Origin of the sequence: Bacillus sp. Xin1 (genome assembly GCF_013314535.1) — a bacterium.
In the GTDB taxonomy this organism is placed as follows: Bacteria; Bacillota; Bacilli; order Bacillales; family Bacillaceae_G; genus Bacillus_A.
Genome location: NZ_JABUAE010000068.1, coordinates 1 through 13,564, shown reverse-complemented (window position 1 = coordinate 13,564; position 13,564 = coordinate 1). Strand labels below are relative to the sequence as shown.

The 13,564-nt window shown below is 37.9% G+C and carries 9 protein-coding genes and 15 tRNA genes; 1 reads left to right on the top strand and 23 read right to left on the bottom strand.

Features of this window, described 5'->3' with window-relative positions; translation table 11 throughout:
• Window positions 1-276 precede the first annotated feature (276 nt).
• The 8 genes from HRG09_RS26460 to HRG09_RS26425 all read right to left on the bottom strand — a co-directional run bounded on the left by HRG09_RS26460 (window position 277) and on the right by HRG09_RS26425 (window position 11,713).
• Window positions 277-2,685 (bottom strand): glycogen/starch/alpha-glucan phosphorylase, encoded by a 2,409-nt coding sequence (locus HRG09_RS26460; protein WP_174103815.1) that lies wholly within the window; start codon window positions 2,683-2,685, stop codon window positions 277-279.
• An 11-nt stretch (window positions 2,686-2,696) separates the two neighbouring features.
• The gene (gene glgA, locus HRG09_RS26455; RefSeq protein WP_174103814.1) at window positions 2,697-4,133 is read right to left on the bottom strand and encodes a glycogen synthase GlgA; all 1,437 of its coding nucleotides are present in this window, start codon (window positions 4,131-4,133) and stop codon (window positions 2,697-2,699) included.
• Window positions 4,134-4,443: 310 nt separating this feature from the next.
• The gene (locus tag HRG09_RS26450) at window positions 4,444-5,478 is read right to left on the bottom strand and encodes a GlgC family sugar phosphate nucleotidyltransferase (RefSeq protein WP_174103813.1); all 1,035 of its coding nucleotides are present in this window, start codon (window positions 5,476-5,478) and stop codon (window positions 4,444-4,446) included.
• A gap of 19 nt (window positions 5,479-5,497) precedes the next feature.
• Window positions 5,498-6,628, bottom strand: a complete 1,131-nt coding sequence (locus tag HRG09_RS26445; RefSeq protein WP_174103812.1) for a glucose-1-phosphate adenylyltransferase — start codon at window positions 6,626-6,628, stop codon at window positions 5,498-5,500.
• Window positions 6,576-8,513 carry a 1,4-alpha-glucan branching protein GlgB gene (glgB, locus tag HRG09_RS26440; RefSeq protein ID WP_174103811.1) on the bottom strand — a complete coding sequence of 646 codons (1,938 nt, stop codon included), beginning with the start codon at window positions 8,511-8,513 and terminating at the stop codon, window positions 6,576-6,578. The genes HRG09_RS26445 and glgB overlap by 53 nt, the downstream gene beginning before the upstream one ends.
• Window positions 8,514-8,899: 386 nt before the next feature.
• Window positions 8,900-9,844, bottom strand: coding sequence for an L-lactate dehydrogenase (locus HRG09_RS26435; protein ID WP_174103810.1), 945 nt, complete (start codon window positions 9,842-9,844; stop codon window positions 8,900-8,902).
• A 306-nt stretch (window positions 9,845-10,150) separates the two neighbouring features.
• Window positions 10,151-10,594: a carboxymuconolactone decarboxylase family protein gene (locus HRG09_RS26430; protein ID WP_174103809.1), complete on the bottom strand. Its 444-nt coding sequence runs from the start codon at window positions 10,592-10,594 to the stop codon at window positions 10,151-10,153.
• A gap of 246 nt (window positions 10,595-10,840) precedes the next feature.
• On the bottom strand, window positions 10,841-11,713 hold the full coding sequence (locus HRG09_RS26425; RefSeq protein ID WP_174103808.1) for an RNA polymerase sigma-70 factor: 873 nt from the start codon (window positions 11,711-11,713) through the stop codon (window positions 10,841-10,843).
• 120 nt (window positions 11,714-11,833) lie between these two features.
• Here HRG09_RS26425 and HRG09_RS26420 point away from each other — a divergent pair, with 120 nt between their 5' ends.
• Window positions 11,834-12,169 carry a hypothetical protein gene (locus tag HRG09_RS26420; protein WP_174103807.1) on the top strand — a complete coding sequence of 112 codons (336 nt, stop codon included), beginning with the start codon at window positions 11,834-11,836 and terminating at the stop codon, window positions 12,167-12,169.
• Window positions 12,170-12,241: 72 nt separating this feature from the next.
• Here HRG09_RS26420 and HRG09_RS26415 read toward each other — a convergent pair.
• The 15 genes from HRG09_RS26415 to HRG09_RS26345 all read right to left on the bottom strand — a co-directional run bounded on the left by HRG09_RS26415 (window position 12,242) and on the right by HRG09_RS26345 (window position 13,562).
• Window positions 12,242-12,313, bottom strand: a tRNA-Glu gene (locus HRG09_RS26415).
• A gap of 5 nt (window positions 12,314-12,318) precedes the next feature.
• A tRNA-Ser gene (locus HRG09_RS26410) sits at window positions 12,319-12,409 on the bottom strand.
• 8 nt (window positions 12,410-12,417) lie between these two features.
• Window positions 12,418-12,492: transfer RNA gene (locus HRG09_RS26405), tRNA-Asn, on the bottom strand.
• Window positions 12,493-12,496: 4 nt separating this feature from the next.
• Window positions 12,497-12,573 (bottom strand) — tRNA-Ile (locus HRG09_RS26400).
• Window positions 12,574-12,583: 10 nt separating this feature from the next.
• Window positions 12,584-12,654: transfer RNA gene (locus HRG09_RS26395), tRNA-Gly, on the bottom strand.
• An 18-nt stretch (window positions 12,655-12,672) separates the two neighbouring features.
• A tRNA-Lys gene (locus tag HRG09_RS26390) sits at window positions 12,673-12,748 on the bottom strand.
• Between the two features lie 10 nt (window positions 12,749-12,758).
• Window positions 12,759-12,834: transfer RNA gene (locus tag HRG09_RS26385), tRNA-Thr, on the bottom strand.
• Window positions 12,835-12,848: 14 nt separating this feature from the next.
• Window positions 12,849-12,924 (bottom strand) — tRNA-Phe (locus tag HRG09_RS26380).
• A gap of 9 nt (window positions 12,925-12,933) precedes the next feature.
• Window positions 12,934-13,009 (bottom strand) — tRNA-Asp (locus tag HRG09_RS26375).
• Between the two features lie 3 nt (window positions 13,010-13,012).
• Window positions 13,013-13,089 (bottom strand) — tRNA-Met (locus HRG09_RS26370).
• A gap of 27 nt (window positions 13,090-13,116) precedes the next feature.
• Window positions 13,117-13,209: transfer RNA gene (locus HRG09_RS26365), tRNA-Ser, on the bottom strand.
• 17 nt (window positions 13,210-13,226) lie between these two features.
• Window positions 13,227-13,303 (bottom strand) — tRNA-Ile (locus HRG09_RS26360).
• Between the two features lie 4 nt (window positions 13,304-13,307).
• Window positions 13,308-13,384: transfer RNA gene (locus tag HRG09_RS26355), tRNA-Met, on the bottom strand.
• Window positions 13,385-13,400: 16 nt separating this feature from the next.
• A tRNA-Ala gene (locus HRG09_RS26350) sits at window positions 13,401-13,473 on the bottom strand.
• 15 nt (window positions 13,474-13,488) lie between these two features.
• Window positions 13,489-13,562: transfer RNA gene (locus HRG09_RS26345), tRNA-Pro, on the bottom strand.
• Window positions 13,563-13,564 lie beyond the last annotated feature (2 nt).

The following is a 13,564-nucleotide window of genomic DNA, read 5'->3' as shown; positions in this document are numbered from 1 at the left end:
TTTGAGGATTCCGTCTTTGTTTTTCTATGATATGTGAGTTCTGACGAAGCTTTTGAAATAATGAGTATCCAAGAAAGCAACTCTTCGAATATTTAAAATCTTATTCAATACGATTATTTAGATGCTTAACAATATGATAATAAAGCCCTTTCTCAAGAGCTTCAAACCGGGTGATTAGGGGTACGTGGTTACCATACTTATTTTTATACTTCCAAATCAAAAACAAAAACCTCTCTAAATCTGCACAAGGTACCTTATCTCATTTCTATATTCAACTCACAAAATCTTAACTGCATCACCAATACCCCAAATCTCATTACTATACTGCAGGATCGTTCGATCACTCGCAAAGTGCCCAGATTGTGCAATGTTAATGATTGACATTTCTAGCCACTTTCTTCTGTTTTCATATGCTCTTCCTACATCTTCTTGACGCTCTGCATATGGACTAAAATCACGAAGAACAAAGTATTCGTCGTTTTGGATGACAAGAGAATCATAAATTGCTTCAAATTCAGCTCCGGCATTTTGGAAAAAGCTATTTATTAGCTGATCCACTACTTTTTTAATGTGCATATTGTGGTGGTAATAATCATTTGCACGATAGCCACCATTTTGATAATAATGAAGCACTTCTTCCGCTGTTAAGCCAAAGATAAAACAGGCCTCATCTCCTACCTTTTCCCTAATTTCAATATTGGCTCCATCCAGTGTTCCGAGTGTAATTGCTCCATTCATCATAAACTTCATATTCCCTGTTCCGGATGCTTCTTTACTCGCCGTTGAGATTTGCTCACTTACATCTGCTGCTGGAAAAACATCTTCAGCGAGTGAAACACGGTAGTTTTCTAGAAAGATAACTTTCATATATTGACTTACATACGGATCTTCATTTACCTTTCTAGCAAGTTCGTTTATTAATTTAATAATTTTTTTCGCATAATAATAGCCTGGCGATGCTTTCGCTCCAAAAATAAATGTACGCGGATAAAACGAAAAGCTAGAATCTTCTTTCAAACGATTGTACAAATATAAAATATGTAACACATTTAATAATTGTCTTTTGTAAGCATGCAATCGTTTCACTTGTACATCAAAAATGGAACTTGGATCAATAATAACCCCCATTGTGTTACGGATACGCTCTGCTAAAATATGTTTACGCTCTTGCTTTACATCTTGTAACTTATCTTGAAAAGCAGTGTCATACCGGTAATCTTGTAGCAATTGTAATCCCTGCGGCTGCTTCTTCCATTCCTCTCCAATCGCTTCTGAAATAAGATTGGTAAGCTGCGGATTTGCTTTCATAAGCCAGCGTCTATGCGCGATCCCATTTGTTTTATTATTAAATTTTTCTGGGTAAAATTCATAAAACAATCGCATTTCACGCTGTTTTAAAATTTCCGTATGAATTTTTGCAACACCATTCACACTATAACTTCCTACAATTGCTAAATGCGCCATTTTTACAAGACCATGTGCAATAATCGCCATGTCTTCAATCCGCTTCCAATCATACGGATATCGCCCCCATAGTTCATGACAAAACCGTTCATTAATCTCCTCAATAATCATATAGATCCGTGGTAATAACGATTTAAAGATATGAATCGGCCACTTCTCAAGCGCTTCTGACAATGTCGTATGGTTCGTGTAAGAAATCGTCTGGGTCGTAATATCCCATGCTTCTTCCCAAGAGAGTTTTTCTTCATCTAGTAAAATACGCATGAGCTCTGGAATCGCAAGGACCGGGTGTGTATCATTAATATGAATTGCAATTTTCTCATGCAAATTGCGAAGCGTCCCATTTCGCTCTCTATGCATGCGAACAATGTTTTGTAAGCTTGCAGATACAAGAAAATACTGTTGTTTTAACCGTAGTATTTTCCCTTCATCATGCGTATCATCTGGGTATAAAAATTCTGATACCACTTCTGTTTCGCGTTTATATTTCAAAATATCTTTACAGTTTTGCGGGAAAGGAACTGGTTCTGCATTCCAAAGACGAAGTGTGTTCACAGTATCTGTTTCATACCCAACAACCGGAACATCATAAGGAACCGCCATAATGACTTCCGCATCAGTATGACGAAATTCTAAACGACCATTGATTTGCACAGCTTCCACTTGTCCGAAATAACTCACTTCCACAGCTTGATCATGTCTCCTGACTTCCCATACATTTTCATGCCGAAGCCACTGTTCAGGCAACTCCACCTGATATCCATCGACAATTTTCTGATCAAATAAACCATGCTTATAACGAATACCACATCCGTGTCCAGGAAGATTTAAAGATGCCAATGAATCAAGAAAACAGGCTGCAAGGCGGCCAAGTCCTCCATTACCAAGCCCTGCATCCGCTTCACTTTCTTCTAATTCTTTCAAGGAAATTCCAAGTTCTGAAAGACCTTGTTCACATACATCTCGTATTCCTAAATTTAGTAAATTACTACCAAGCAAACGGCCAAGTAAAAACTCAATAGATAAGTAATACATTTGCTTTTGATTCCCTGCCCGGTACCTTTCATTTGTTGTAATCCAGTGCTGATTCATATACTCACGTACCATATGTCCAAGTGTATTATACTGATCACGACTTGTAGAATCTTTGAAACTTTTTCCATACATCGTTTCTAGTTTTTCTAAAAAAGCTGCTTTAAAGCTTTCAACATGAGTAAACATCTTTTCACCACCTAAGAGTGTTTCAGCAAACTTTTATATAGTTCCTTGTATTCAAGAGCCGACTTTTTCCAGCTATAATCCTCTGTCATCGCCTGCTTTACAAGCTGATCCCATACCGGTTTATTATGATAATACTTCAGCGCACGACGAATCGTATGTAACATGTCATGAGCATTAAAATTTCTAAAACTGAAGCCATTTCCAGTCTCCATTTTCTCATTATAAGACTGAACTGTATCATTCAATCCTCCAGTCTCTCTGACAATTGGAACAACACCATACGTCAGTGCAATGAGCTGTCCAAGTCCACACGGTTCAAATAGTGATGGCATTAAAAACAAATCACTACCTGCATATACTTGATGTGCTAACTCTTCATTAAAACCAATATAAACTTTTACTTTTTCTGGATACTCACATGCCATCCACTCGAAAAATTGCTCATACTCAGAATCTCCTGATCCTAAAATGATGCATTGTACATCCTCTTCCATCATTTCATGAAAGACAGTACGCACTAAGTCGAGACCTTTTTGTTTTGTTAATCTCGTTACCATTGAAATGATTGGTGTATCTTCTTTTTCTGGCAAACCAAAGTAACGCTGCAATGCACGTTTATTTTCTTGCTTATCATATAGCGACTCAGCATCATAATGCGCAGTAATAAATGCGTCTGTTTTCGGATTATATACGCTCGTATCAATGCCATTTACAATTCCGCTCAGCTTATCATTATATTTACGCAACAAACCATCTAGTTTTTCACCAAAAAATTCGTATTGAATCTCTTCCTTATATGTCGGACTAACTGCTGTAATGCAATCTGAAGCGATAATGCCACCTTTCATAAAGTTAACGTTCCCATAGAATTCAAGCTGTTCACTATGAAAATACTCATCACCAAGCTCCAATAAATCATGCATAACTTCACGTGGAAATACACCTTGGAACTGCAAATTATGAATTGTATACACGGTTTTAATATGTTCATATAACGGGTTGTCCCTATATTTTTCACGTAGTAAAAAATTCACCATCGCTGTATGCCAATCATGACTATGAAGAATATCCACTTCAAAATCTAAATGTGGCATACACTCTAACACCGCTTTAGAAAAGAAAGAAAAACGTTCTCCATCATCATAATGCCCATACAGAGAATCCCTTTTAAAATAATACTCATTGTCGATTAAGTAATACGTAATCCCATCTTGCTCCCCTTTTAAAATACCGCAATATTGGTTTCGCCAGCCAAGCTGAACATGAATTACCTTATGAAGTGTACATGCTTCTCGTAAATGCTTAGGGATAAGACTGTAGTTTGGAAGTATAATCCGGACATTTACCCCTAATTTTTTCAATTCTTTTGGAAGTGCCCCCGCAACATCTGCTAAACCTCCTGATTTAATAAACGGTACGCATTCTGATACTGCAAATAAAATATTCACGTGTTGTTCCACTGCCTGAAAAGCGTGTACATCTTGGGCCGCCCTTCTTACAGCTTCCTCCCTTCAAATTTTAAATTCATATCATGATGAGCCAGTGAATCCAATTCCACTGGCTATATGGCTCTATTTCAATTTTCCTACATAGAAATTTCGGCTATGAAACCAAAAGAAGTCCTCCACTCGTTTCCTCCTTTTGGTTTTAACTCGGCATGAGGCCAAAAAAGGCCCTGACCGCTTCTATCCATCGCTGGACGCTCTCTCCTACCTAAAAAAATATGTTTTAATCCATATTTTCATTTATATTAAGCTTTCAAGAATAACTAGTAACATTTTGACTTTGGATACTCCCCTTTTCCACAACATGTGGATTATCAGGTGTTCCTGTTAAAATCACACCATCCTCAATCTTAACATCCTTATCAATAATAACACTGTCTAATATACAATTATCTCCAATTTGGCTCTTTTGCATAATGATGCTATTTCGAATAACTGAACCTTTCCCAATTTTAACAGAGCGAAATACAACACTGTTCTCAACTTTCCCTGCAATAATACTTCCATTTGCAATCATTGTATTTTTCACCTTAGCATCTTTCATATAACGTGTTGGTGGTTCATCTTTTACTTTTGTAAAAATCGGTGCTTCTTTCGTAAATAACTGTTTCCAAATCGAAGGCTGCAAAATCTCTAAACTATGTTTATAATAACTTTCAATCGAATCGATCACCGCTACATATCCCATATGTTCATATGTTCCAATGTACAATGATTCTCCCCGCTTTTCTCTAACAACATCAAATAAACTATACTGCTCCATATCTTTATACGTTTCAAATAAATCTAATAATAACTGTTTCTTAAGCACATAGGTTTGCAGGGGAACTCCTTCATGACACACTTCCGTAATATCTGCTTCTGTATGTATATGTCTTTCTAACACTGCTTGAAAATTTATCGCTGTGACAAGATGACTATTTGTAATGACAACGTACTCTTGTCTACTACGTAGAAAATAATCAATATGTCTTCTAAAATGAGCGAAAGAACCAAACTCATCTTGATCACATTGGCAATTCGGAGGAAATAAAAATAAGCCGTCACGTTTTCTATCTAAATCCCATTGTTTTCCTGATCCGAGATGATCCATCAAGGAACGATTTTTATGACTTGTAAAAATCGCAACGCTATGAATATGGGAATTAACCATATTTGAAAGCATAAAATCAATGAGACGATAACGTCCTCCAAATGGTAGTGCAGCTAGTGAACGGTTTTCTGTTACTTTCTTTAAAGAAGGAAAGCTCCCTGTTGCATTAATAATTCCTAACATTGATTCTCCCATATATCTCATCCCCTTTTGTCTATTTGCCTTCTGCGATTAATACAATCTCATCTACATTTTTTTCTGATCGAATCACCGTGTCATCCTCAATTACCATACCTGATCCAACAATCGCCTTTTCAATCACAACATTTTTTCCAATTCGAGCCCCTGGCATAACAACAGAATCAATTACTAGACTACCTTCTCCTACCGTTACACCTTGGAATAAAACAGAATGCTTTACATCTCCCTCAATAACGCACCCTTCATTTATTAACGACTCTTCCACCTTGGCATCCTCAGCTATAAATTGTGGTGGCTCATTTGGGTTAACTGAGTAAACGCGCCAATCACGATCGTTTAGTTGCAATAAAGATTCATCACGAAGCAAGTCCATATTGGCTTCCCATAAACTTTTAACAGTTCCAACATCTTTCCAATATCCTTGGAACGGATAGGCAATTAATTTCTTCCCTTCATCTAATAAAAGAGGAAGAACATCTTTTCCAAAGTCATTCGTAGATTCTGGATTTCTTGCATCCATCTCTAAATATTCTTTTAAGATTGCCCAATTAAAAATGTAAATGCCCATCGAGGCAAGATTGCTTTTTGGGAACTGTGGTTTTTCCTCAAACTCGACAATCTCCATCTCTTCATTCGTATTCATAATTCCAAATCTACTTGCTTCGTCCCAAGGTACTTCAATAACAGAAATTGAAACATCTGCTTCTTTTTCAATATGGTAATCTAACATTTTACTGTAATCCATTTTATAAATATGATCCCCTGATAAAATCAGAACATATTCAGGATCGTACTGATGCAAATAGTTTAAGTTTTGATAAATCGCACTAGCTGTTCCTGTATACCATTTCACTCCAGAAGATTCCGAGTACGGGGGCAATACAGTCACGCCGCCATTCAAACGGTCTAAATCCCAAGCATTACCGATTCCAATATAACTATGAAGCTCAAGTGGCTGATACTGCGTTAAAATTCCAACCGTTTCAATACCAGAGTTTGCACAATTACTTAAAGTGAAATCAATAATTCGATACTTTCCGCCAAATGGAACAGCGGGCTTTGCTAAATTTTTTGTTAAAGCACTTAAACGACTACCCTTTCCTCCTGCTAGTAACATTGCTACGCACGTCTGCTTTTGAACCATCTTGTTTTTTGCTCCCCTTTCTCGTTTTCACTGGTCGTAAAATAGATACCCCAAATGGTGGAATTGTTATTTCTACATGAGCTTCTTGATTATGATACGGCTCTCCTATTGCCTTCAGACGTTTTTTATTCACCTGTCCTGAGCCGCCATATGTTACATCATCACTATTTAAAATCTCGTTATAATACTGGAATTCTGGTACGCCCACTTTATAGTTTTCGTACACAATGTTCGTAAAATTACATACAACGACAAGGATATCTTCATCCTTATCTCCTTTACGAATAAACGAGAAAATACTTTGTTCTCTATTATCAGCATCAATCCACTGAAATCCTTCCTGCGAATGATCCAGCTGCCAAAGTGGCTTAGAGCGCTTATACAATGCTATGAGCACTTTAAAGTAATCATGCATAGAACGATGCATTTCAAAATCATGCAAATTCCAATCTAGATCCTCAAGATCTTTCCACTCATCAAACTGACCAAATTCTCCGCCCATAAAGAGCAATTTCTTCCCCGGGTGCGTAAAGAAATACCCATATAATAAACGAAGCTGTGCAAACTTTTCCCAGTAGTCTCCCGGCATTTTGTTTAACAATGATTTTTTTCCGTGAACGACTTCATCGTGAGAGAGCGGCAATATAAAGTTTTCAGAGTAAGCATATAGCAAAGAAAACGTCATTTTCTCATGAATATATTTCCGGTATTCCGGCGCACACTCCATATATTTCAGTACATCATTCATCCAGCCCATATTCCATTTATAATTAAACCCTAGTCCACCTTCATAAGTTGGAGCGGTCACAAGCGGCCAAGCTGTAGAATCTTCTGCAGTCATCAAAAATTCTTCATCCTCTGCAAATACGGCCTCATTTAACTCACGTAAAAAGGAAACCGCATATTCATTACTTTGCTGCCTGCCTTCTTTTTCCCAATACAGCATATTCGCAACCGCATCAACACGAAAGCCGTCGATATGATAATATTTCATCCAAAACAATGCATTTGAAATTAAAAAATTTCGTACTTCCTGTTTCCCTAAATCAAAATTTACTGTTCCCCAAATTTGATTCTCCTGCACATCCAAATCTTTATATTCATAGGTCGGTGCACCATCAAACAAATACAAACCATGAGCATCTTTACAAAAATGCCCTGGTACCCAATCTAAAATGACACCGATTCCATATTTATGACATTCATCGACAAAATACATGAAATCATGCGGTGTACCAAAACGACTTGTTACTGCATAATATCCAGTCCCTTGGTATCCCCAAGATCGATCATACGGGTGTTCAACAAGCGGCATAATTTCAATATGAGTAAATTGATGCTCCGCTACATAGGGAATGAGCTCCTCTGCCATTTCTCGGTACGAGTACAAAGAGCCATCTTCTTTCTTTTTCCATGATCCAAAATGCAATTCATAAACTGCCATTGCTTCTTTATAAACTGATTTTCTTTTTTTCTTGCGGAACCAATTGTTATCGTTCCATTTGTATCCCCTTATATCAAAAATAACAGATGCCGTATTTGGTCTTACTTCTGCGTAATTTGCATAGGGATCTGCTTTTAAAATTGTTTCTCCACTTTTGGTTTCAATCGCATACTTATATATTTCGTTTTCTTCCAAATGTGGTATAAACAATGACCAAATACCCTTTTCTGTCATTTGTATCATCCGATGCCCTTCAACATCCCAATCATTAAAATCTCCAACTACACTCACAACTTTTGCATGAGGAGCCCATACTGTAAATCGTACGCCTTGTATTTCATCCTCTACTGCAAGATGCGCGCCAAATATGTTATAGCTCTCATAACACTTCTTTGTATGAAATTCATACAAACTCTCTTCTATACAATTTGTTACACTCAATATGTTCACCTCACTAAGATGACAGAATTTTTATTACTTTGTAAACATTCGCCGAAAAACTGAAATATCCTTGTGTATTTTTAAATAAATATACGTTTTTTCGTGGGAATTAAAGGTAATATTTGAATTTTTGATAAAATATATCGAATTTTGACGAATATTCATTGAAAGCGTTTTATTTGAGATCATTATTTCACTTGTAATAATATAATAAAAAAGCACTCTATTTTCGTATAGAGTGCTTTTTTCTATAAACGACCCTTTTCCAGCAAAAGGGGTATATTTGGGGGATATACAAGAGAACTGGAAAAGGAATTTATATTATTTTATATAAAAATTCAGAAGCCGGAAGCAGTTTCCCGCTTCTGAATCATTTATCAATTCTATTAAAGTACTGGTGCCATTGTTTCTTTTAATACTTTTACAGAGTGAGCGAATTTCGCTTTCTCTTCTTCATTTAGCTCAAGCTCAACGATTTCACGTACACCTTCGCGGTTAATAACAGCTGGAACACCTACATAAGCGTCTTTCTCACCATATTGACCTTCTAGGTATGCAGATACAGTTAGCACACTGTTTTCGTTGTTTAAGATTGCTTTCGTTACACGAAGTAGTGACATACCGATTCCGTAGTAAGTCGCACCTTTACGCTCGATAATGTGGTAAGCTGCATCGCGTACATTTACAAAGATTTTATCTAAATCATCTTGGTTGTATTGTTCGTTGTTCGCTAAAATTGTTTCTAGTTTTTGTACACCTACAGTAGCATGGCTCCATACTGGAAGCTCAGTATCACCGTGCTCACCAATGATGTATGCATGAACGTTACGTGGATCTACATCTAAATAGTCACCTAGCATATAGCGGAAACGAGCAGAGTCTAAAGTTGTACCAGAACCAATTACACGTTCTTTTGGTAATCCAGATTCTTTCCAAGTTACGTAAGTTAAGATGTCAACTGGGTTAGTTGCGATTAAGAAAATACCATCAAATCCGCTATCCATAATACCGCGAACGATTTGCTTGAAGATTTTTGTATTTTTCTCAACTAAGTCTAAACGAGTTTCACCTGGCTTTTGTGGTAATCCAGCAGTGATAACAACTAAATCTGCATCTTTACAATCTGCATAACTACCGCTCCATACTTTTGTTGGTGATGGAGAGAATGGTACTGCATGGCTTAAGTCCATTGCTTCCCCTTCTGCTTTTGCTTCATTTACGTCAACAAGTACAAATTCTTCAGCTACACCTTGGTTGATCATTGAGTAAGCATAACTACAACCTACAGCTCCTGTTCCTACTAATACTACGCGATTGATACCTTTTTTCATGGTAATTTCCCCTCTCTATTGTTCACATTTATTATGATTGTTTAAGTAATTAATTAAAGTACTAATTTAATGTTGTTTAACTTCCTTACACACATATTGTAGCACGAATCATTGTGAATTTATTCACAAGTTATGACCTATTTGTGAACTTTTTCACAGATAGGAGGAAATTATCATACTAGGTATGGAATCAATCTCAATGTAAACCTTTTCTTTAGATTGTGAAAACTTATTTTCGTGTAGTACTACATAAAAAGCTATTCTTTCGATAGCGTTTCTAGAAAGAATAGCTTTTTATTCAAGACCTTATCTTATTTCCGGCATTAAACGGGTAGAAACTCCAATTCGATTCCATGCATTAATAGTGACAATCTGCATAATGATTTCAGCAATTTGTTTTTCTTCAAAGTATTTTCTTACTTCTTCATATACTTCATCAGGAACATGGGTTTCCGCTACTAATGTAATTGCTTCCGTTAAAGCAAGCACCGCACGTTCTTCCTGCGTAAAGAACGGTGTCTCACGCCAAGCATTAAGCGCATAAATACGTTGCTCTGTTTCCCCTATTTTTCGTGCATCTTTCGTATGGAGATCAATGCAATACGCACATCCATTAATTTGAGAAGCCCTAATTTTAATTAGCTCTTTCAATATCTCATCGATACTTGTAGTCATCAAGTATTTTTCTAATCCCGCCATTGCCTTATAACCTTCTGGATTTACCTTTTCCATTAAAAATCTCGTTTCCATTGTATATTCCCTCCATCAAATCAAATTAGTTTGTACTTTGACACCAGGATATTTAACAAGATCTTTCATGTATTATTGAAAATCAATATCTGCCGTAAAATATTTAATTCCCAACAGAAACTCTAATAAACAACATGCATAGCATCTCTTTTATATCCTGTCACTTATAAGACAAATTAGCTGTTCAATTTGTGACAAAATACAAAAAGAGATCTTAAAATAAAGACCTCTTTTTTCAATTTCATGCTATAGAACTGGAATATGCTTTAATTTATCAGGATTGACTATAATATAGATTCTTCTAATAGATTCTCCACTTTCATTCCACTCAAAACATATGGCTTTTTCTGCACGTCCCTTATTCCTTGCTAAAATACCAAATTGACCATTTATTATAGTTGGGAGAACCTCCAATTGGAAGAATCCTCGTGAAGCAATAGCCTCCAGAAATATTTGAATACGCTGTTTACCCAGAATCGGAAATATAGCTGCACGCACTTTACCACCTCCATCAGTAACGAGGGTTGCATCTGCTGTCAGTAAATTAATAAATTCCTCAAAATCCCCTGTTTCTGAGCCTCTAATAAAGGTATGTATCATTTTTTCTGTATGATCCGATTGTTGTGGATGTACTGGTATTTCAGGCCGTATATTCTCTTTGCAACGGCTGTAAATCTTTCGACAATTCGCCTCTGATTTGTTTAAAATCTCCGCTACTTCTCGATAATCGTACCTGAGAGCTTCCCTTAAGACAAATACAGCTCTTTCAAGAGGTGTTAAATTCTCTAACAGTACAAGAAATGCATAGGATACTCTTTCATTTTGAATTATAGTTTCCATAGGATTTAGCTTCATCGTATCTATTTCCGGCTCTGGAAGCCATTCCCCTGTATATACCTCTCTCTTTTTCTGAGCTGATTGCAATATATTTAAACAATGGTTTGTCGTCATTTTAATTAAATACGCCTTCTTATTTCTAATTGATTCTTGGTTCACATGTTGACTTTTAATAAGTATATCTTGTGCAACATCTTCCGCATCACTAACAGAGCCAAGCAAGCGATAAGCAACAGCGTAAATCAAAGGCTGATAGGTTCGATACAAGGTTTCAAAATCCATACCATCACTCCATTCTATAGTGTGTTTCAATATAAAAATATATGATTTGTTATAATGAAAAGATTATCTTTCTGTTACGAAAGATTTGTATAATTTAGGAAAGTGGAAAGAGGTGATATTATGAAGAATAACATTCGAGAAAGTAAAAAAATAGCTATCTCCATACTTTGGACAATTTCGTTACTTATCGCTACACTATTCGTTTTTATAACAACAAAATTATATCCAACTATCGATTTACGGATTAGCATGATTTTATTCTTTATAATAGATATTGGATTTATAATCGCCCTTATTTTAGGAGTTAAGACAAAGAAAACTAGTATAGTGATTTTCAGTGTTATATCTAATGGCATATTTTTTATACTGCTATCTATTTTTATTTTTTTACTATTAATTGCTCATGGAATTTCAGAACCGTGGATCCCCCCTTGGCTCTTTCCTGCACGTTCTTAAGGAAGGGCATTTCTGGTTGAGTACTGGTGAAAACAAAAAAAGAGATAGCAGACTATGCTATCTCTTTAAGTATGACCCGTACGGGATTCGAACCCGTGTTACCGCCGTGAAAGGGCGGTGTCTTAACCACTTGACCAACGGGCCAATTCTGGCAGAGAAGAAGGGATTCGAACCCTCGCACCGCGTTAGCGATCTACTCCCTTAGCAGGGGAGCCCCTTGAGCCACTTGGGTACTTCTCTATATAATATGGCTCCGCAGGTAGGACTCGAACCTACGACCGATCGGTTAACAGCCGATAGCTCTACCACTGAGCTACTGCGGAATAATGGTGGGCCTAAATGGACTCGAACCATCGACCTCACGCTTATCAGGCGTGCGCTCTAACCAGCTGAGCTATAGGCCCCCAATGGAAAAGCGGGTGAAGAGAATCGAACTCTCGACCAGAGCTTGGAAGGCTCTTGTTTTACCACTAAACTACACCCGCATGAAATTTAAAAATAAATGGTGAGCCATGAAGGACTCGAACCTTCGACCCTCTGATTAAAAGTCAGATGCTCTACCAACTGAGCTAATGGCTCATTTTGAAAGTGGTGCCGGCTAGAGGACTTGAACCCCCAACCTACTGATTACAAGTCAGTTGCTCTACCAATTGAGCTAAGCCGGCTTGCTATTTCAAAATGGTGGCTCGGGACGGAATCGAACCGCCGACACGAGGATTTTCAGTCCTCTGCTCTACCGACTGAGCTACCGAGCCTTTATGTAATGGCGGTCCCGACCGGGGTCGAACCGGCGATCTCCTGCGTGACAGGCAGGCATGTTAACCACTACACCACGGGACCATTTGGTTGCGGGGACAGGATTTGAACCTGCGACCTTCGGGTTATGAGCCCGACGAGCTACCAGACTGCTCCACCCCGCGACGATATAATATTCTTTTTTAAAAAAATGGAGGAGGTAGAGGGATTCGAACCCCCGCGCGACTCTCGCCGCCTGTCGGTTTTCAAGACCGATCCCTTCAGCCAGACTTGGGTATACCTCCAGAGTATTTACTTTAAATGGTGGACCTTGTAGGACTCGAACCTACGACCGGACGGTTATGAGCCGTCTGCTCTAACCAGCTGAGCTAAAGGTCCTTTATGGTAGCGGCGGAGGGGATCGAACCCCCGACCTCACGGGTATGAACCGTACGCTCTAGCCAGCTGAGCTACACCGCCATAATAAAGTTATAAGTGGAGCCTAGCGGGATCGAACCGCTGACCTCCTGCGTGCAAGGCAGGCGCTCTCCCAGCTGAGCTAAGGCCCCATGTTGTTAAAACTATCGGGAAGACAGGATTTGAACCTGCGACCCCCTGGTCCCAAACCAGGTGCTCTACCAAGCTGAGCCACTTCCCGTT

What these genes read in the sequence shown, in the direction of transcription:
- HRG09_RS26435 (WP_174103810.1), bottom strand. Translation starts at nt 9,844, where the DNA reads ATGAAAAAAGGTATCAATCGCGTAGTATTAGTAGGAACAGGAGCTGTA.
- HRG09_RS26425 (WP_174103808.1), bottom strand. Translation starts at nt 11,713, where the DNA reads ATGGATTTTGAAACCTTGTATCGAACCTATCAGCCTTTGATTTACGCT.
- HRG09_RS26420 (WP_174103807.1), top strand. Translation starts at nt 11,834, where the DNA reads ATGAAGAATAACATTCGAGAAAGTAAAAAAATAGCTATCTCCATACTT.
- HRG09_RS26460 (WP_174103815.1), bottom strand. Translation starts at nt 2,685, where the DNA reads ATGTTTACTCATGTTGAAAGCTTTAAAGCAGCTTTTTTAGAAAAACTA.
- HRG09_RS26430 (WP_174103809.1), bottom strand. Translation starts at nt 10,594, where the DNA reads ATGGAAACGAGATTTTTAATGGAAAAGGTAAATCCAGAAGGTTATAAG.
- HRG09_RS26450 (WP_174103813.1), bottom strand. Translation starts at nt 5,478, where the DNA reads ATGGGAGAATCAATGTTAGGAATTATTAATGCAACAGGGAGCTTTCCT.
- HRG09_RS26445 (WP_174103812.1), bottom strand. Translation starts at nt 6,628, where the DNA reads ATGGTTCAAAAGCAGACGTGCGTAGCAATGTTACTAGCAGGAGGAAAG.